Origin of the sequence: Brevibacillus agri (assembly GCF_004117055.1) — a bacterium.
In the GTDB taxonomy this organism is placed as follows: Bacteria; Bacillota; Bacilli; order Brevibacillales; family Brevibacillaceae; genus Brevibacillus; species Brevibacillus agri.
The window spans coordinates 1,680,158-1,698,101 of the sequence record NZ_CP026363.1; the positions used below are offsets into that span (position 1 = coordinate 1,680,158).

Annotated in this window: 19 protein-coding genes and 1 pseudogene; 12 read left to right on the forward strand and 8 right to left on the reverse strand. The window is 53.8% G+C overall.

Going from position 1 to position 17,944, the window contains the following annotated elements; translation table 11 throughout:
- Positions 1-49 precede the first annotated feature (49 nt).
- Positions 50-244, forward strand: a complete 195-nt coding sequence (locus BA6348_RS08425; RefSeq protein ID WP_479722892.1) for a biotin/lipoyl-binding protein — start codon at positions 50-52, stop codon at positions 242-244.
- 150 nt (positions 245-394) lie between these two features.
- Here BA6348_RS08425 and deoD read toward each other — a convergent pair whose 3' ends face one another.
- Positions 395-1,102: a purine-nucleoside phosphorylase gene (gene deoD, locus BA6348_RS08430; protein WP_005830445.1), complete on the reverse strand. Its 708-nt coding sequence runs from the start codon at positions 1,100-1,102 to the stop codon at positions 395-397.
- Positions 1,103-1,167: 65 nt separating this feature from the next.
- Positions 1,168-2,337, reverse strand: a complete 1,170-nt coding sequence (locus BA6348_RS08435) for an MFS transporter (RefSeq protein ID WP_122953324.1) — start codon at positions 2,335-2,337, stop codon at positions 1,168-1,170.
- Between the two features lie 184 nt (positions 2,338-2,521).
- On the opposite strand from BA6348_RS08435, the gene BA6348_RS08440 reads away from it, so the two are divergent.
- From BA6348_RS08440 to BA6348_RS08450, 3 genes are all read left to right on the forward strand, one after another.
- Positions 2,522-3,196 (forward strand): tetratricopeptide repeat protein, encoded by a 675-nt coding sequence (locus tag BA6348_RS08440; RefSeq protein ID WP_005830441.1) that lies wholly within the window; start codon positions 2,522-2,524, stop codon positions 3,194-3,196.
- Positions 3,197-3,383: 187 nt separating this feature from the next.
- Positions 3,384-4,103 carry a 3'-5' exonuclease gene (locus tag BA6348_RS08445; RefSeq protein ID WP_005830439.1) on the forward strand — a complete coding sequence of 240 codons (720 nt, stop codon included), beginning with the start codon at positions 3,384-3,386 and terminating at the stop codon, positions 4,101-4,103.
- 36 nt (positions 4,104-4,139) lie between these two features.
- Positions 4,140-5,006: a GNAT family N-acetyltransferase gene (locus BA6348_RS08450; RefSeq protein ID WP_005830437.1), complete on the forward strand. Its 867-nt coding sequence runs from the start codon at positions 4,140-4,142 to the stop codon at positions 5,004-5,006.
- Positions 5,007-5,121: 115 nt separating this feature from the next.
- Here the strand turns inward: BA6348_RS08450 and BA6348_RS08455 are convergent, their stop codons facing one another.
- On the reverse strand, positions 5,122-6,090 hold the full coding sequence (locus BA6348_RS08455) for an MraY family glycosyltransferase (protein ID WP_025845362.1): 969 nt from the start codon (positions 6,088-6,090) through the stop codon (positions 5,122-5,124).
- Between the two features lie 156 nt (positions 6,091-6,246).
- On the opposite strand from BA6348_RS08455, the gene BA6348_RS08460 reads away from it, so the two are divergent.
- The 6 genes from BA6348_RS08460 (at position 6,247) to BA6348_RS08490 (ending at position 10,762) form a co-directional block, all read left to right on the forward strand.
- Entirely contained in the window at positions 6,247-6,639 is a 393-nt protein-coding gene (locus BA6348_RS08460; protein WP_007784390.1) for a hypothetical protein, read from the forward strand.
- Positions 6,640-6,781: 142 nt separating this feature from the next.
- Entirely contained in the window at positions 6,782-7,300 is a 519-nt protein-coding gene (locus BA6348_RS08465; protein WP_122953325.1) for a GNAT family N-acetyltransferase, read from the forward strand.
- Positions 7,301-7,440: 140 nt separating this feature from the next.
- On the forward strand, positions 7,441-8,031 hold the full coding sequence (locus tag BA6348_RS08470; protein WP_005830430.1) for a TetR/AcrR family transcriptional regulator: 591 nt from the start codon (positions 7,441-7,443) through the stop codon (positions 8,029-8,031).
- Positions 8,032-8,050: 19 nt separating this feature from the next.
- Positions 8,051-8,743: a DUF2306 domain-containing protein gene (locus BA6348_RS08475; RefSeq protein WP_025845359.1), complete on the forward strand. Its 693-nt coding sequence runs from the start codon at positions 8,051-8,053 to the stop codon at positions 8,741-8,743.
- A 153-nt stretch (positions 8,744-8,896) separates the two neighbouring features.
- A complete protein-coding gene (locus BA6348_RS08480; RefSeq protein ID WP_005830426.1) occupies positions 8,897-9,433 on the forward strand; it encodes a hypothetical protein in 537 nt (178 codons plus the stop codon).
- A gap of 678 nt (positions 9,434-10,111) precedes the next feature.
- A complete protein-coding gene (locus BA6348_RS08490; protein ID WP_025845356.1) occupies positions 10,112-10,762 on the forward strand; it encodes a VOC family protein in 651 nt (216 codons plus the stop codon).
- A 217-nt stretch (positions 10,763-10,979) separates the two neighbouring features.
- Here the strand turns inward: BA6348_RS08490 and BA6348_RS08495 are convergent, their stop codons facing one another.
- The 3 genes and pseudogenes from BA6348_RS08495 to BA6348_RS08505 all read right to left on the reverse strand — a co-directional run bounded on the left by BA6348_RS08495 (position 10,980) and on the right by BA6348_RS08505 (position 14,530).
- Positions 10,980-12,365 carry a DJ-1/PfpI family protein gene (locus BA6348_RS08495; RefSeq protein ID WP_122953327.1) on the reverse strand — a complete coding sequence of 462 codons (1,386 nt, stop codon included), beginning with the start codon at positions 12,363-12,365 and terminating at the stop codon, positions 10,980-10,982.
- Positions 12,366-12,491: 126 nt separating this feature from the next.
- Positions 12,492-13,853, reverse strand: a complete 1,362-nt coding sequence (locus tag BA6348_RS08500; RefSeq protein ID WP_122953328.1) for a sensor histidine kinase — start codon at positions 13,851-13,853, stop codon at positions 12,492-12,494.
- Positions 13,850-14,530 (reverse strand): annotated as a pseudogene (locus BA6348_RS08505) (response regulator transcription factor). The gene BA6348_RS08500 and the pseudogene BA6348_RS08505 overlap by 4 nt, the downstream one beginning before the upstream one ends.
- A 121-nt stretch (positions 14,531-14,651) precedes the next feature.
- On the opposite strand from BA6348_RS08505, the gene BA6348_RS08510 reads away from it, so the two are divergent.
- Positions 14,652-15,632 (forward strand): aminopeptidase, encoded by a 981-nt coding sequence (locus BA6348_RS08510; protein ID WP_122953329.1) that lies wholly within the window; start codon positions 14,652-14,654, stop codon positions 15,630-15,632.
- A 23-nt stretch (positions 15,633-15,655) separates the two neighbouring features.
- Here BA6348_RS08510 and BA6348_RS08515 read toward each other — a convergent pair whose 3' ends face one another.
- Positions 15,656-16,084 (reverse strand): DMT family transporter, encoded by a 429-nt coding sequence (locus tag BA6348_RS08515; RefSeq protein ID WP_007784372.1) that lies wholly within the window; start codon positions 16,082-16,084, stop codon positions 15,656-15,658.
- Positions 16,085-16,111: 27 nt separating this feature from the next.
- The gene (locus tag BA6348_RS08520; RefSeq protein WP_122953330.1) at positions 16,112-16,810 is read right to left on the reverse strand and encodes a cyclic nucleotide-binding domain-containing protein; all 699 of its coding nucleotides are present in this window, start codon (positions 16,808-16,810) and stop codon (positions 16,112-16,114) included.
- 173 nt (positions 16,811-16,983) lie between these two features.
- Here BA6348_RS08520 and BA6348_RS08525 point away from each other — a divergent pair, with 173 nt between their 5' ends.
- Positions 16,984-17,898 (forward strand): NAD(P)-dependent oxidoreductase, encoded by a 915-nt coding sequence (locus BA6348_RS08525; protein WP_235694667.1) that lies wholly within the window; start codon positions 16,984-16,986, stop codon positions 17,896-17,898.
- Positions 17,899-17,944: the final 46 nt, after the last annotated feature.

Consider the following 17,944-nt stretch of genomic DNA (forward strand, 5'->3'; position numbering starts at 1 on the left):
GCCATTTGCCGGAACCATTGCGCGAATCTTTTTTCGATTGAGTGATTCTGTGCAGGAGGGAGAAGTGCTGTTCACGCTCGCAGACGGCAGCCGGAGCATCGACATCCTCTCTCCGGTTACAGGGAGTGTGGAGGCGATTGAAGTCGAGCAAGGCGAGCTGGTAATTGCGGGGATGATTTTGGCGTCGATCATGCTCTGCAGCGAAGAGTCGAGCAAGCGGGACGAATGCGAAAGCAAGGCGTAACCCGGATCGTTTCGCCTGGGCAAAAAGCGGGCGAATGCCCGAAGCAAGCAAAATGGTTCATGCTGCGTCAAATACGTACAGCAAAAAGGGATCTGCCAGCGAGCGCAGATCCCTTTTTGTTGTAAGCTTTCTCGCGTACGCCGATGATGCTTACTCGGCGATAACGGCCTCCAGCGCCATGACGATCATGTCGTTGAACGTCGTCTGCCGCTCTTCGGCCGTCGTTTCCTCGCCCGTGAAAATATGGTCGCTGACGGTCAGGATCGACAAACCGTTGACGCCGTACTTCGCGGCAAGCGTATAGAGCGCCGTCGTCTCCATCTCTACGGCGAGCACCCCGTAGTCGCCGAGCTTTTTCACCGGCTCCATGCTTTCGCGGTAAAACACATCGGCCGTCAGCACGTTGCCGACCCGCACCGGCAAGCCTTTGGCAACGCCTGCGTTGTACGCTTTTTGCAACAGCTCGAAATTGGCGCAAGGCGCGTAGTCGAAGCCCGGGAATGTCAGGCGGTTCATGTTCGAGTCCGTGCATGCCGTCATGGCGATAATGACGTCGCGCACATGCACGTCTTTCTGGATGCCGCCGCACGTTCCGACGCGAACCAAATTTTTCACGCCGTAGTCGCGGATCAGCTCGTTGACGTAAATCGAAATCGACGGAACGCCCATGCCTGTCCCTTGCACAGACACTCGTTTGCCTTGATAAGTGCCCGTGAAGCCGAGCATGCCGCGCACCTGGTTGTAGCAGGTCACGTCTGTGAGAAACGTCTCAGCAATGTACTTGGCCCGCAGCGGATCGCCTGGCAGCAGGATGCTTTCTGCGATTTCACCTGGTTTGGCTTGAATATGTGTGCTCATGATAAGGCCGTCGCGCACCGAGCGGAACGCACAGGCTCGCTCTCGGCGCGACGGCATTCACCTCCTTAAATGGTAAAGGACTGACCAAGCTTGGACGTAGCAGGTCTTGTAATAGAAAAAACAGCGCAGACAAAGGCAATCAGCACGAAGATGCCGCCTACCCAGGCCGTGTCCACGACAGAGTGATGCTCAATGACAAAGCCGCCGACGGCCGAGCCGAGCGCAATGCCGACGTGCAACGCGGACGTGTTCAAGCCTTGCTGAATCTCGTACGACTCGGGGGCCGTTTCGATCAGGTAGTTTTGCTGCGCGGGCGTGATCGCCCAACTGAGCATGCTCCAGACAATCATCACGACGAGGAACAAATAGAGCGAAAACGTCACTGCCGGAATGAGGAACATCACGACAGCGAACGAGGCGATAATGACCAAAATGCTTTTCGTCGAACCGAGCTTGTCTGCCGCCCAGCCGCCAACGCCGCCGCCGAGCACAGCGGAGATGCCGAAAATAAAGTAGACGATGCTGACCCAGCCGGAAGACAGGTGCAAAGCCGTTTTCAAAAACGGAGTGAAATAGGCGTACAACGTCAAATGTCCGGTCAGCATGAACACGGACGTCAGTTGCGCGCTGATGATCTTCGGCTTTTTCAGCGTCAAAAGCTGCTCTCTGAGCGGAATCGTCGGCCTTGCCGGGATTTTCGGCAAAAAGGCGGAAATCCCGATCATGGAGACGAGCGTCAAAACGGAAATAAGCAAAAACGGCGCGCGCCAGCCAAACGAATTGCCGATGACAAGGCCAAGCGGCACACCCAGCACGAGCGAACCGCTCACGCCCATGAAAATGACGCCGATTGCTCTCGCCCGGTACGCCTCCTGGACGATCGAGGAAGCGATGGTGATGGACAGCACGATAATCAGCGAACCGCTCGCTGCGGAAAAAATCCGCCCAAGCATCAAGATCGAATAATGAGGACTGAGCCAAGAAATGACGTTGCCGACGAAAAAAACGGCCAGCGCCCACAAATACAGCGCTTTTCGCTCGGCCTTTGCCGTTACGGTCAGCAAAATCGGAGCGGAAAGCGCAAAAACAACAGAGAACATCGTAATCAGCCAGCCTGCGGTGCTGATGGAGACTTGCAAATCCCCCGCGATGATGTCCAAGATGCCGCCGATAATCAGCTCTACCGTTCCTACGACAAAGGCAGCGATAGCCAGGAGGTACACTTTCATGTTCACGGTGGCGAGCAAACCTCCTTTTGAAATAGTTTATTATAGGTTACTACGATTATAGTAACCTATATCGCGGTGGATAACAACCACTATCGTAGTAACCTTTTATCTTGAGGTAACAATATTTGACAATAGAGTTGGCAGACTCTTATAGTAAAAAAAGAAAAAAGAGAGGATCGAGGGGAAATCTTTGGGGAAACTGTTCTTGTTCTCAATCCTGTGGTGGCTGACAGGCAATCCGTTTATCGCCATGCTGATTATTTTGCTCGTCCTGTATTTCCTGGATCGCCGCTTTGTCCGGCTGCTGCCTGACATTACCAAGCCGTATCGCCGTTGGAGAAGGCTGTCGGCGTTACGCACGCAGTTGCGGCTGAACCCGCACGACACGCCAGCCAAGCTGGAGGCGGCCCGTCTGCACATGGAAAAGCGGCAATATGCAGAAGCACTGGCTTACTTGGAAGGGATCGCCGCCACGATGCAGGATTCGTCCGAATATTTGTGTGACAAAGGCATTTGCTTGCTGAAGACAGGGCGGATGGAAGAGGGGCTGGAGCTGATCGGGCAGGCGTTGAAGCTCAATCCGCGCGTCAGATACGGGGAGCCGCGCCTGATTGTCGGGGAAGAGTACGCGAAGCGCCAGCAGCGGGAAAAAGCGCTGGAATACCTGGAGGAGCTGGCGAAAATGAACATGTCGTCGTGCGAGGTGTACTTCAAGCTTGGCGTCGTGTACGACGAGCTGCAGCAAAAAGACAAGGCGAAGGCATCTTTTCGCGAAGCGACAGAAGTGTACCGGGGACTGCCCGCCTACAAGCGCCGGACAGAAAGGCGCTGGGCGCTGCTCGCGTGGCTGCGGAAAACGTTTTGAAAATCCGGCACAACCAGATAGAGGCTTTTCGTGGCTGCCATGTACGGCAGCCATTTTTTGCTTTGTTTTTTGTCCGCGCTCCTATACAATTATCCATTAAATAAGGAAAGCGTTTGCCTGCTGCTTTTTGCAATCCATGCCCGCAACCGTTCATAATAGAACCAATACATTCAGGATGTGATACTGCTTGCAAATCATTGTCTATGACCTGGAAACAACCCTTACCCATCAACGGGACAAGATCCCGGAAATCATCGAGATCGGTGCGGCAAAAGTCGTGACCGGAAAAAACGGCGTGGAGGTCGACACCTTCCAGCGCTACACGTTTCCGGCCATCGAGCGCAGAATTACGGAGCGCACCCGCAAATTTATCGGCCTGGACAAAGAAAACATGCCGACGTTTATTCCGTTTCGCAAAGCCTTCGACGCTTTTCTCGACTGGATCGGCACGGACGAGGACTACTATTTGTGCTCGTGGGGCCAGGACGACAAACGGCTGATGATCGAGCATTGCGCCCGCTTCGGACTTGATTTCAACTGGCTGCGCAACTACAACGACATCCAGCCCGCGATCAGCATGCTGCTCGCCGACCGCAAGCAGATGAGTCTGAAAGACGCGATTGATGCAGCCGGCATCGTTCAGGAAGGAAGGCTGCACTCGGCTTTGGTCGATGCCATACATACGGCGCACCTTTTAATCAAATACAACAAGACCGTCCACCTTTCGCAAAACACGCCCGAGCAAAACTACAATTTGTCCAGCTCGCTGTACGTGACGTGCCGCTCCTGCAAAAAGCTCAAATACTACACCGCTTTTGGCAGAAAAAGCAGAAGATGCCAGGCGTGCCTGCAACATAAAAAGCAACTGGAGCAGACGGCGGAAGCGACAGCCACGAAGCAGAGCTAGCGCGCAGGCGATGAGCAGCAGAGGGAGAGAAGAGAAATGATTCGCAACCTGAAGGAGCGCGACCTGGGCACGGTCGTGGCGATGCTGCAAAAAGAGGTGCAATGGCGCCCGGTGGAACTCGCGGCAATCCTGAAATCGGCCACGGTGTTTCTCTGTGAGGAGCAAGGGGAGATCGTCGCTTGCAGCTTGTACGATTTAACCTCTTTTGGCGAAGAGGGGACGGCGGAAATGTACGTGTACACACGTCCCGAGCAGCGCAAAAAAGGGATCGGCTCCCGGCTGTTCGACCTCGTCTGGACACAGTTGCTTGCGCACGAACAGAAGCCGACGGCGGTCGTCGCCACGTATCGCATCGACGAGGGCGATGCCGGGGGGTTTTTTGCCAAAAAAGGCTTCGCGCCGTTGTGGGGACAGCATACGATGAAGTACACAGGCGGGATGGTGCCGGAGCCGACGCTTGCGGTCAAGCCTTTTGCCGAGCAGGAGCTGCCCTGCTACATCCAGTCCCAAAGCGACGCCTACTATGAGGTGCGCAAAAGCATTGATCTGAAGCCGTACCGTCTGACCGACTACTGCGAACAAACGATGGACTCCTGGCAAAAGTGGCTGCTCACGGAAATGAAGGACGACATCTACATGTTCTACGAGGAACAGGGCGAGTTTGTCGGCTCGTTGATCGTGACCCCGCACGGCGAAGCCTACGATGTTTTCGTCGACCCCAAGCACCAGAAAAAAGGCTACGGCAAACAGCTTGCCCGGTTTTTCATAAACCGGACGCTGGAAAAAGGCTTGCAGCCGTACCTCGTGACAGGAACGCACAACAAGCCTGCGATTGCTTTGTACGAAGGGACAGGCTTTCGGATTACCCAGACGATGCTGACGGCGAAGCGAGCGCTCCTGTAGAGAAGCGGGCCTCGCCTGGCCTGGGCGACAAGCGAAAACGGCAGCGCCAGCCAGCCTGTTCAGCATAAAAAAATGCCGCAGGTCCGTGGGAGGACCGAAGCGGCATTTTTTCGTTCTATACACCCAGCAAAAGCAGGATAATCGAGGTCAGCGAGAAGCACATGCTGATTAAGCATAGAAACGCCACGACCTGCTTGGGATTAAGCCCCGTGCGCAGCAAGCGGTAATGCACCTGGCTGGCGTCTGCCTGGTAGATCGGCTTGCCTTGCATGAACCGTTTTGCTACGACGAACAGGTTGTCGAAGATCGGCACACCCAGCGCCAAAATCGGGATGAACAGCGACAGGACCGTTGCCTGTTTGAAGGCTCCGTCCAGCGCGATCACGGCGAGGATAAAGCCGAGAAAAGTCGCCCCTGCGTCTCCCATGAAAATTTTCGCGGGCGGCTTGTTGTAGCGCAAGTAAGCGAGAGCGACCCCGATCAGGCTGATCGCCATGATGGCGGAGGTCGTCTGTCCTTTGACAAGGGCGACGACGAACAGCGTACCGGCAGAAATGGCGGTCAGCCCTCCGGCGAGGCCGTCCATGCCGTCCGAAAAGTTGATGACCGTCGTCACACCGAAAATCCACAAGATCGTGAGGATGAACTGCAGCCATTCCGGCAGCAGGATGTACTCCCCGCTCAGCGGATTGTAAAAGCCGGAGAAGTTGATTCCGGACAAGTACACGATCACGGCGGCGGAAAGCTGGACAATCATTTTTGGCAGAGCGGAGAAGTCTTTGCCCTGCGTCTTGTACCAGTCGTCAATCGTGCCGATGGTAAGAAGGAGCAGCGAGCCGATCAAAACGGCAATCGTCTGTTCCGGCGATTCTTTGGAAAACAGCAGAAACGATGTAGCGAAGCCGACGAAGATCGCATAGCTGGCGGTTAGCGGGATCGGCTCCCGATGAATCTTGCGCTCGACGTCTTTCCGGGGCTTGTCCACAAAATCAAGGCGAAACGCCAATTTGGCCAGCGGTGGAATCAGCACCATGACGATAGCAAACGACAGCAAAAACGAAATCGCGTATGTAATCATGACCATCTCCTACGAAAAGACAGCTTTTTTTTGACAAGTCTATTATAGGAAGGATTCCAAATTTTGTCGACTCTTGCCGGGAAAGCCGGGGAGGTACCAAAAAAAGTTGGTACTTATTTCATGCAGCGCGAAAAAATATAATCCCTTCTAGGAGGGATCGGGATGGAATACATGGCCTTATGGTTCATCTTGGGCATCATTTTTATGCTGTTATGGACGACAAAAGGGATAAAGGGCTGGGTCAAGGCCGCTGTAATCGTCTATTATATCGTTCTGTCGTACGTGTTCATCTCACGCAAGGAAGCAATTTACGCGGAGTATCATACGCTGCCGGTGCCGGAGCAATTTTGGGACAACAATTCGGCGTGGGTCGAGTCCATGCTCGGATTTTTCTTTGTTCCGTTTCTGCTCGTGCTGCTGTTCAACTACTACGGTTGGTTCAAGGCTGCCCGTGGAACGGCGCAAAAATTTTGGATCGCGCTCTCGATTGTTCCGGCAGGGGTTGTGTATGCGTGTCTTTTTTTCATCTTTAGCATGTACGGGTATCGTCCATAACGGATCGGTGATATATGTATGTTAATTTTCCTTACATAAAATGTTCCGTTTTAACTGACAGCGCTCCGTTTCTCGGTTATAGTGGTGCTAAAGGATACAGAATAATCACGCACATAGCGAAACGTAACGGAGGGGACAAAGCATGACGCCAGGTTTATCGTATCGAGAAGTGATCCAGCCAACGGAGCAGGAGCTTCGCGAGCTGGCCGGGCTGCTGGTGGATGTCGTAGCGGATGGGGCTTCCGTCGGGTTTTTGCCGCCACTGGCCTGGGAAGAAGCATACGCCTACTGGGCCTCGGTAACGGGCGAGCAGGTGGTAGTCTGGGTGGCAGCCAATGAAAACGGCATCGTCGGGACAGTCCAGCTCCACCTGGCTGAGCGGCCAAACGGACGGCATCGGGCGGAAATCGCCAAGCTGATGGTGCATCCTTCCGCGCAGCGGCAAGGCATTGGCCGCACGCTGATGCTGCTTGCACAGGCGCGGGCGCTGGCCGAGAACCGCAGCCTGCTCGTTTTGGATACGCGCGCCGAAGATCCGTCCAATCGGCTGTATCAGGCGATGGGGTACCAAGAGGGCGGGAGAATCCCGCACTACGCCATGTCTGCTGACGGCAGCCTGCACGACACGGTGATCTACTACAAACTCATCGGCTCGCAGTAAAACGTAAGCAGCAGCGAAAAGCAGCGCCAAGCGGACGAAGTGACGTCCGTGTTTTTTCTTTCGCTTGACAAACCGACCGACGGTTTGTATAGTGGTCGTAAGGAACCGACTTCCATGTCCATTTTCTACAGGAGGATACTATGTCATCGATTCATCAAAACCCCAGCTTCCAATTGCTGCTGACGGCGACAGAGGAATTGATTTTGGAAAAAGGATGCCAGCAGACGACGTTGCAGGACATCATGAAGCGTTCAGGCTTGTCCAAGGGAGCGATCTACCATTACGTAAAAAGCAAGGATGAACTGCTCGGCTTGCTGTTGCAAAGACGTTTTGCCGCCATCAGCCAGCGGTTTTACCAAACCGTAAAAGAAGGGGGAAGCGAATTGACGGGGGCACTCGGGAGTATCTCGCAGGGCTTGCGCCACATTCACAACCCGCGCGATGTGACGAATCTGATCCTGATTTACTTGCTGAGCAAAAGAGAAGACCCGGTGATTGGCGAGATGCTTGCCAAGCTGCACGAGGAGAGCATCCAGACGTCGAAGGAATGGATCGAGGTTGGGCAGCGGGCTGGAGTGATCCCGGCCACGCTCGATGCGGAGAAGGTCGCGATTTTTTTCACGATGATTACGTACGGCATCCGGATGAAGACGCAAATCGCGCCGAATGCGAGCGGACTGACTGTCGATGAAGTGCATCAGATCATGTATCAGACGCTGACCAATGGTTAGCAGAGGGGGAAACAGCGCCATGCTTCTTTTCTCGATTTTCAAAGTGATTCACATCATCGCCGGATTTACCGCCTTGCTCGTATTCTGGCTGCCAATCGTCACCAAAAAGGGCGGAAAGGCGCACGTGCGCTCAGGCTGGGTCTACGTGATCGCGATGGGAACAGTCGCGATCTCGGCCCTCGTCATGGGCATCTGGCGGATCGGATTCGATCCGGACAAAACGGTCGAGTCCGTCGCCTTCGCCTGGTTCCTCATTTTCATCTCGATTTTGAGCTCGGCGACAGCCTGGTACGGGATTCGCGTGCTGCGGTACAAAAACCGCAAAGCGGCGCATCGCCAACCGGTCGACCTGCTATTTCCCGCTTTGCTGGTCGCCTCGGGCGCAGCCATGAGCCTGTACGGGGCGACGATCGACTTTACCCTGCTGACCTGGTTTCCGTTCATCGGGATTTTCCTCGGCACGACGCAGCTTGTGTACTGGCTGCGGCCGCCGGGGCGAAAGCTCCACTGGTGGTTTGAGCATCTGGGAGGAATGCTCGGCTGCTGTATCGCGACGATTACGGCCTTTACCGTATTCGGTGCGCCGCGCCTGCTCGGCCTAAGCTCTGTTCACCCGCTCGTCTGGTTTATGCCGACGATCGTCCTCGTCCCCTGTATCATCGGATTTTCCCGCTATTACCACAAAAAATTCAACTCATCCAAAAGCGCATGACTGCATCGGCAAAGCTTCCTCGATGAATGAGGGGGCTTTGCTATTTTTCTAAAAGCCAGTGCCAAAAGTTTTCTGGAAAAAACGAAACTTTCCAGCTATTGGCTCGTCTCATTGAAAGAGTAAATTTCGTCCCGAGAGAAAGGAAGGTTGGAAATGGCGAAACTGTCTTTGGCAGCACTTGTTCCGTTGCGTTCAGATATTGCCCACAAGGTCAGCGAGCTCGATCAGGAGCGCGAAAAAAACGCCTTCTGCGTCTATGTGAAAGGCGAGCAAGCGGAGGAGCCGACTCGTTCGTTTGCGCTCATCACGGAAGAGCTGGAGGAAGCGCGCGAAGACTTCCGCGTCATTGACGAGCTGATCCACAGCGCCAATCTCGCCCACAAAATCACCTGGAACAATCAGGAGATCAGCCTTTTTACTGCGATGCAGATTGCGAAGCATATGCGCAAGGAAGCTGCCTCGCTGAAGCGATACGGTTCGATGAAAAAAGAGGAACTGAATACGGGTGGCTACTTCAATGGCGGGGACAAGACGATCACGCGCGCCATGTACGACATTGAAAAAGCGCGGGAAAGCGGCTTGAAGCTGGAGAGAAAAGTCAAGCGCTTGTCCCAGTTGATTGAAGACGAATGCCACAACATTTTTCTGGAGTTTCCGCAGGCCGAAAAATATATCGAGCTGGAAGACTAGGCACAGCTTCATGTGCTTAGCTTAGAAAACGTAACGGATTGCGTTTTGTAAGCTGAGTACATCTCAGCCACAGGAAATCGCGGACAACGCCTATCCTTGTGCGAGACAAGGACCCCTATGAGCGCTGGTCGCTCGTAGAAATGTATGACAGAGCATACGTGCTAATCCTAATTTGTATGGGTAGAACGAATCGCCAGACGCCTATTCGGTTCATCGGTTACTCGTTCGATTCGGCTGGACAACCGCGAACACCAACCTCCCTATTTCGTCCCGTTTCCTGTGCCTTATTCTGAAAATCCAACTCCTTCTCTTTCGGCAGAGAAGGTTTTTTTATGCCGCCACGCTACAATTCCCCTGGGACACGACGGACATACGGCGCTCTTGCTCGCCGTCGCGAAATGGATGGCTGAAAACCGGGAAGCGGTCAAGCCAAACATCGTGTTTTTGTGCGGAAAAAAAAGAGCGCCTATCCGCATCATCACCCCAAATTTGATATCGACGAGGAAGAGATCGGCACGGCTATTGATCTGTTTCTGAATCTGGTCAAGCATTTCGCGTGACTAGCGGCAAGCGATTCCTGTTTGGGGATCGCTTGTTTTTTCTTCCGCGGCGAAAAGGGCTGCCGCTTCCCGGGCGCTACTTATGCTACTATGGAAGAAAAAAGGAAGTGAACGGCCGATGAAGCTGCAAAAGGTGACGTTGACGACGAGCAAGCCGGAAGAACTGCTGGCTTTTTACACGCAAGTTTTGCACATGCCGCTGATCGAAAGCACGCCCCGCTCGTTTGCCGTATCGGTAGGGGAAGCCACACTGGCTTTTCAGCGGGCGGAGCAAAAGCCGTTTTACCATTTTGCCTGCGGCATCGCGGAGCGGGCGTTCGATTCGTATGCGGAAGCGATCAGACAGCGCGGCATCGTTTTACGCAGCAAAGACGGGCAGGAGGTCATGCAGTCGTACACGTGGAAAGGAAAGCAGCTCTACTTCGCAGACCCGGAAGGAAACATTTTGGAGCTGCTGGCTTTTCCGACAGAGGCGAAGACGGATTGGCTCTCGATTCAGGAAGTCGGCATGCCCGTTCCCGATGTCGCCGCATTCGCGGCTTCGCTCGCCCCGATCCCGAGCGAATTTGAGGCTGAATCGGAAGTCTTTCGCTTTTACGGCGATCAGGACGGCGTGCTCGTGCTGGTAAAAGCAAACCGCCCGTGGTATCCGACCGACAGAGGGGCCACCATCCATCCTATCGCGATCGAGCTTGCGCCTGAGCCTGAGCGGGGACAGCAGGGGCTTGTGCATACGAGTCCGCCGTTGCCGTACCGGATCGTCTGCTGAACGGAACGGTTGCCGACTGCGTTCCAAAGACAGAGAAGTGGCGCTGCGGGAAATCAGCATCGTGTTTGCTACGCTGATCGGCGTCGTCTGGCTCAAGGAGCAGACACGCACGCATAAAAAAACACCTTCAAGATTGTCCCCGATCTTGCGAAATGATCGGATCGTCTTGAAGGTGTTTTCATCTGTTTCACATGCTTGGGATCAGTTTCGGCAGAGATTACAGCGTGCGCTTGTGCAAACAGCAAATCGATTTCTTGGCAATGAACTTGCGATCAATGAAAAATGCCGTAAAGAAAGCAAGAGCGAGAGTAAGCAGCAGGTGCGCATAGGTCATGAGAGGAAGCGCACTGCCTTCCAGCTTGATATTGTCGAAGCGGTATTCCAAACGCTTTACGCCATGCCGGGCTGTCAGCAGGTCTTCCTGCTTGGCCAGGTCTTCCAATGGAGCTTCAAACACATAACGGTTGGGAGAATCGGCGTGAATGAGCAGAGTCACATCGGCCTTGCCTTTTTCATTCCAAAACTTGATGTCATCGTGAGCCAGCGAAGGCGCGTCGCCGCCAGGGATAATCATTTTATCCAATTGTGGCGCATTCTCGATGGTGTGTCGTGCCACGATGTTGAGGTGATGCTTGGTCGTAAGCGGTGTCATCGTCCTCGAAATGGTCCGAACGCGTGTCGTTCCTGTGTCCGCGTACGAGTCAAAGATCGAAGACAGGGCCAGTTCTTCCATGCCGTCATAGAGCAGCACGCCCATTTGCTTTTTCTGCCAGCGGAATGTGCTATTCAGAATGTAGGTGGAAAATTTGTAGTCGAGAACAAACGGTTCCACTTTTGGATTCGCGACAAATTCGTAATTCGGATAGCTGATTTGTTTGGCAATGCTTGCTGCTGTCGGCTCGCCCACTTGCTGCGAGATGAGGTGAAGCACCGCATCGATACCAGCCGTTTGACCGGATGAAGTCAGCGTATTTCCTTCGTGGACATATCTCACATCCTCTACCCAAGTCGTATCCGGGTAGAATACTCGCAATGACGGAATCGCTTGCCAGTGAGACGCAGCCGATTTTCCTTTCAGCAGACCGGCATCAGCCAGGTTGCCTGACCCCCCGCAAATGCTCAGGAAAGTGGTATCGCTGTTAGCGTGTTTCTGAATCCACTCGCGGGTAGGGGCATATGTCGCTTCAGCGATAATGGGCATAAACGGGACTACGATTACGTCAGGGTCTTTCCCCAACAGAGCATCCAACTCTGCATACGTGTAGTGCGGGACGACATCGAGTCCGCCTGACAGAGCTTTGAGGTCTTTGTCGGGTGCGACAGCATAGACATTATACGCTTCTGTCATCGAGAGCAGCGTGTACGGAATGAGAAAATCGAAATCCTCTGTTGTAATCGAAGAATCTCCCAAGACGACTGCAACGGTAGGTTTCGCCGGATCATGAGGGGGAATGGTGACTCCCTCCAGGGAAGGGACGGCCTCTTCGCGGAGCGCGTTGTAAAATTCCTTCTGCGTATGGGAATATCCAAGAAAGCCAAGACCGCCTACAAATACAACCAGACTAAGCAGATACACCGCCAAACGCAACAAAACTTTTTTCACTTTTGATTCCTCCTGTTTACTATACCACCGTAGGGTAATTAGCTTCTAAGAGGAATATAAAGCAGCTATGTGAACTGAATATGAACGGGAAACAAAACAAGAAAAAAACCGCACGCTGGCGGTTTTTCACTGCGGCAAGGTAACTTCAAACGTCGCTCCTTTTCCTGCTTCACCTAAAACCCGAATGTTTCCCCGATGCCCGTCAATGATTTGCTTCACGATGGACAACCCAAGGCCGTTTCCTTTTACGGCAGAATTGCGAGCTTTGTCTACTTTGTAAAAAGGCTTGAAAATGTGAGCCCTTTCTTCTTCAGGAATCCCGATTCCGTTATCGGAAATGGAAACGATGCACTGATTGCCTTTCTTGACAGCCGTGATTTGAATCGTGCCGTTTATAGGTGTGAATTTGATGCTATTGCTCAGCAGATTGATCCACACCTGGCTGAACTGGTCCTCGTCTGCTTCTATCATGAGCGGCTCCAGATGAAGGTCGAAGTCGATCTGTTTGGTTTCCCAGTGTGGAGCAAGCGCAATCACGACCTTGCGAATCTGCTCGTCGAGACGATACGTCTTGGTGCGCAGCGGCATGTTCTCTTGCTGCAGTTGGGATAATTGCAGCAAATTTTGGCTCAACCGAGACAGTCTCTCGCTCTCTTCCTCGATAATGGTCAAATAGCGAAGGCGGTTTTCCTCGCTTACTTCCTTGTGCTTCAACGCCTTTGTGAAACCGGAAATCGAAGTTAAAGGGGAACCGATCTCATGCGAGACGTTGGAGACGAAATCCCGCCGCATTTGATCCAGCATTCCGAGCTTTTTGGCCATCTGGTTGAAGCTGGCGCTCAAGATTCCGATCTCGTCTTTGCGCTTGATAGGTACTTCTACTGCGAACTCTCCTTCCGCCATTCGCCGGGTGGCTTCGGTCAATTGAACAATCGGCTTGACCAGGTAACGGGCGGCGATGAGAATCAAAAAGCTTCCGATGAACAGGATTAAACCGTACAGCAAATGAATCGAATTCATCAATTCTTCGTCAGCGCTGTTTCGTGTCAGCGTCACGAACAAGGCATAAGGCTGTCCGTCCACCTGAAAAGGCAGGCCAATTACAGGCAGTGCAGCTTCATGGGAAGCAGAAGTGTCGATTCGCAGCAGATCAGTTAGCTTTTCACCAGCGAGGACACGCGCGACATCACGAGGCTCCACCTGCAACGAGGTTCCTTTCTCGGCGAGGAGCGGAACGCCCTCTGCATTGTAAAGCTGCGTATGGGTTAGGGAAAGGCCCGACAAGTGCTGCATGAGCGGAACCAGCTCTGCGGTGGGAGTGGATTGGTAGGTGGCGATCATTTGGCTTCCGTTTTCGATGAGCATGTCTCGGACGATGCCTTTGGCGCGTTCTTCATACAGCCAGGTCGTAATGAAAAAAGCCGTCACCAGGCTGAGCATGACGATTCCGACGAATACGAGCACGACCCGTGTATAGAGCGATTTCATTGCGCTGTTACCTCCAGTCGATAGCCCAAACCGCGAATCGTCACGATGCGAAATCCGGATTCGGCTTCGGGGAACCGCTCGCGAAGCCGCTTGATATGCACATCTACCGTTCGTTCGTCCCCTTCATAATCGAGCCCCCAAATTTGTTAGATCAATGTTTCGCGAGTAAATAATTGCCCGGCATAGTTGCCCAGTTTGTACAGCAGTTCAAATTCTTTCATGGGGATCGTTTTGGTCTGTCCGTCTGCGTATACCACCAGATAGCGTGAACGGTCCAACGAAAGATGGCCAAGCGTAATGATGTTGGATACCGAAATGCGATACCGCTTGAGCAGTGCCTTTACGCGCAGAACCAGTTCTACGGGATCAAACGGCTTTACCAGATAATCATCGGTCCCCAGCTTGAATCCATGGATGCGGTCCTGCGCCTCGCCTTTGGCGGTAATCATGATGATCGGCATATCGCCAAACTCACGCAGTTTGGAGCATAGCTCCCAGCCGTCCATTTGCGGCATCATGATGTCGATAACCGCCAAATCCACGGCATGATTTTCCGCGTATGCCAATGCGTCTGCTCCATTTGTTTTTTCTACAATGTCAAACCCCTCGTCTTTTAAGTACAATGCGACCAATTCCCGAATGTGCGGGTCGTCATCGACCACTAATGCCCTTGGCACGCTCATCCGCTCCTTTCCGTTCTGCATATCAGGACCGTCATTACTGCATTTTTACCATTTACTATAGGGCCTTCTGTTTTTGGGAACAAGTAGCAAGTCTTGCCCACTGGCGGTCAAACGTTTGTATGCAAAAGGAGCTTACCCGCACCTGCGTTTTATCAGGCCACGCGTCGAGCGGGAGTGGATGCTCGGGCTGACAGCGGCACAGCTTGCGCAAGTCGCCGAATGGGAAAAAGACATGTGGAACGGCATCCACGGCTACATCGGCATTCACGGTGAGACGAATGACAGCGAGTATAAAGACGTGCCAGAGGAAAAGCAGCGGCTGCTTGCCGAAGCTTTTCAACCCATGGCGCACCGCGTCGACAATGAAATCAAAGGAATCCGTATTCATTACCCGACGGCGGCAACCGCGCAAAAGGCAAACATGAGCACAGACGCTTTCGAGGACTTTTTCTTCGACGTCTGCTCGTTTGACTACCGGAAAATGGCCAAGGCAAGCACGCCGCTGCTTGAGCTGATGGACAAAACGGATCAGGTGCGGATAGTGGGGCCGGGAACCGACCTGGCTTTTTCCATCAAAGGAATCGGCAAACAGGTGGCGGTCGGCAAGCGGAATATGCCGGACGGGGAAGTGTACACAGCGCCCGTGCGCGGCTCGCTCCACGGAACGATCCAGTACAACGCGCCAAGCCGCTACAGAGGGACGGCTTTTGACAACGTGCGCTTCACGTTTCGCGAGGGCAAGATCGTCGAGGCGACGGCGAATCATACCGAGAAGCTGAACGAAATACTGGATACGGATGAGGGAGCGCGCTACATCGGAGAGTTTGCGATTGCGTTTCATCCGCACATTTTGCACCCGATCGGCGACATTTTGTTCGATGAAAAAATCGCCGGGAGCTTCCACCTGACGCCGGGACAGGCGTACGATTCGGCGGACAACGGCAATCGCAGCACGATTCACTGGGATTTGATCGCGATTCAAAGGCCGGAGTACGGCGGCGGGGAAATCTGGTTTGACGACGTGTTGATCCGCAAAGACGGAAGGTTCGTGCACGAGGCTTTACTGGGGCTGAATCCGGAGCAGTTGATTTTGTAGGAGGGCAGATGCGCCCTCCTTTTTTATTTCAGCTTAAAGACGAGCACGCCTGCGATCATGATGCCGATTCCCAGCAGTTTGTTTGCGCCAAGCGGGACTTTTTCCACGCCGAACAAGCCGAGAGAGTCGATGAGCAGGGCGACGAGCAACTGGGAGATGAGCAGGATGGAGACGGAGTAGGCCGGGCCGATCAAGGTGATGCCTTTCATGACGCTGAAAACGATCAGCGCCCCGAATACGCCTCCGAGCAAGTACAGCTTGTTCACTTCCTCGATTTTTTGCCAGTCCCCGTCGCGGACGATGGCGAAGACGGCGAGCGAGACGAGGAAGCCCAGCCCGTGGACGATGGCGTTCGTTTGCCACAGGCCCAGCTTGTCGCTCGCCTGGGCATTGAAGACGCTCTGCAAGCAGATGAACACGCCTGCGAGCAGCGAAAACAGAATGCCTTGCATGCTTTTCACGCCCTCCTATGCGGCCATTTATTCGTAAATGTTGCCGCTCGCAAGCTCCACGACTTTTTTTCGATTGCGAATGTGCAACGCCCCTCTTTTCCGCTCGATGATGCCGGACGCGCTCATGCTCTGAATGACCCGGTTCAGATGACGGTAGCTCGTGCCGAGCAGCTCCGCTACTTCTGTGAGCTTCGCCGTCTTCAATTCGTCCGAGGCAGTCGGCTGCGTGCCGCCTTCGAGGGTGGAGAGCAGGTAGCTTGCGAAGCGGTTTTCCACCGGATACAGCAAATTCAGGCTCGTCGAGTTGGACGAGGTGTACAGCTTGTGGCTGATTTTTTGCAGGATGAACTGTAAAAAGCCCGGATGGTTCTGATAGCGCTCGTACAATACTTTGAAGGGCAAGGCAATCAGCTTGCCCGGATGGACAAATTCAACCGTGTTGCGCGCCTCCAGCCGCGTGACGAACTCCACGTCACCGATGATCGCCAGCGGGTTGTTGAAGCGCAGCAGCAGCGACTTGCCGTTGGGGAGCGTCGTGAAAATTTTGATTTTGCCTTCGACGACGAAGTACATGTGCTGGAGCACGTCGCCTTTGGCGCACAACAGCTCGCCTTTTTCCGCCTGGTACAGATGCATTTCGCGGATGGCGGCAGCGTCGAACAGCTCGTGCAGACAACTGTTTTCGATAAAAGCGTGGAGCACAGCTCGATCGTGTATTTCCTTCATGGCAATCCTCCGAGAAAAAAGGATGGGGCAGACGGCATCTTCTATAGTAAAAGACTGGGGGGCGAGAAAAAAGGACATATGTCCTGTTGGCTGAAAGTGTGGCCGTGCAGGCGCTCGCTTTGCCAGAGAGTAGCAGGAATATCCCGCTTTGTTCCAGAACTATACGGGTAGGTATTACAGAGAGAAACGAGGGAGCTGGTAGCGTGACTGTACGTGCAGAAGAAACGGTTATCGGGTTTGTAGGAACGGGCGTCATGGGCAAAAGCATGGCGGGACATTTTTTGCGGGCAGGGTATCGGGTGCTCGTTTATACGCGCACGAAGGCAAAAGCCGAGGAACTGCTGGCGGCAGGAGCAGTCTGGAAGGAACGGGTAAGCGAGCTGGCTGCTGAAGCCAATGTCATCATTACGATGGTCGGATACCCGTCTGATGTGGAAGAAGTGTACCTTGGGCCTGAGGGCATCATTTCGCATGCGAAGCCGGGTACTTTTTTGATCGATATGACAACGTCGAAGCCTTCGCTCGCCCAAAAAATATACGAGGAAGCGAAAAAGCATGCGCTGCATGCGCTGGACGCCCCGGTGTCCGGCGGAGATGTCGGAGCGCGGGAAGCGCGGCTTGCGATCATGGTCGGCGGCGATCAGGAAGCGTTCGACGCGGTGGAGCCGCTGCTTGCGGTCATGGGCAAAAACGTCGTTCTCCAGGGCGGCCCTGGTGCCGGACAGCATACGAAAATGTGCAACCAAATCTGCATCGCGACCAATATGATCGGCGTGTGCGAAGCGATCGCCTACGCGAAAAAAGCGGGATTGGACCCGGCGCGCGTGCTGACGAGCATCGAAGCGGGAGCGGCGGGCAGTTGGTCTTTGTCCAATCTGGCTCCGCGGATGATTGCGGGCAATTACGCGCCCGGCTTTTACATCAAGCATTTTATCAAGGACATGGGCATCGCCCTGGAAGCGGCCGAGGAGATGGGACTGTTGACGCCTGGGCTCGCGCTGTCCAAGTCGCTCTATGAGGAGCTTGCGGAAAAAGGCGAGGCAGACAGCGGGACACAGGCGCTGATTAAATGGTTTGAACGCGAGTAGCACAATTTGGAAAGAGTAAAGCAAACAAAAAAGGAGCCCGCACGAG